This window comes from Psychrobacter sp. UBA2514, assembly GCF_002341255.1.
GTDB lineage: Bacteria > Pseudomonadota > Gammaproteobacteria > Pseudomonadales > Moraxellaceae > Psychrobacter > Psychrobacter pacificensis.
Map to the genome: position 1 here is coordinate 3,113 of NZ_DDNS01000028.1, position 659 is coordinate 3,771.

Genomic DNA, 659 nt, shown 5'->3' on the forward strand with positions numbered 1-659 from the left:
TTTAATATTGATTGACTATAGAGCCCGTAATATCATTTTTCTACGTAGCTCATCAGGCTAATGGTAAAACTAATGAAGTGTGGCCTTGGTTAAAAGACCATATTGATATTCCATCGGTAGAGTTTCAGCAAAATCAATTTGAAGTTACTGGGAGTGTTCATCAAGGCTTCAACTAATCGTTATAATAAGCCATTAAAATATACAAAAAATGGCTGTTTTTTTAACTTTTTATTTCAGGAGCTATTTGATTTTCTTAATGATCCGTGGGTATAACTCTGATCATTGCCTAACTTATTTCATGATGACATCAAAGAGTACATTTAGCCAGTTATAAGCGCTGAGCGTTTTATACCTTCCAAGCCAATTTAGTTTCCACCACTACCCAAGCAGTGGAAACTGATACATATTGGCATAAATCAGTGTGGCCACAAACACCATGATGACGCCCAGCCATACCAGTGAGATTTGTCCTTTTGACCATGACATGTGCCAATTAATCTTACCCCTTGCGGTCAGCCACTCCGTCACACTGATCGCAATGATCAGCCACAGCGACCCCACCAAAAACCCGCCTAGCACATCGCTCAGATAGTGCTCGTTTAACACGATTCTACTCAGTCCAATCAGCACACACAGCAAAACAGCCAGTGAGAGCAGCC

General features: G+C 40.5%; 1 protein-coding gene. It reads right to left on the minus strand.

Annotated features, from left to right (window positions below):
• Positions 1-378: 378 nt before the first annotated feature.
• Positions 379-659, minus strand: a 281-nt coding sequence (locus B3V51_RS08800; RefSeq protein ID WP_286708283.1) for a phosphatase PAP2 family protein, incomplete at its 5' end; no start/stop codon positions are given.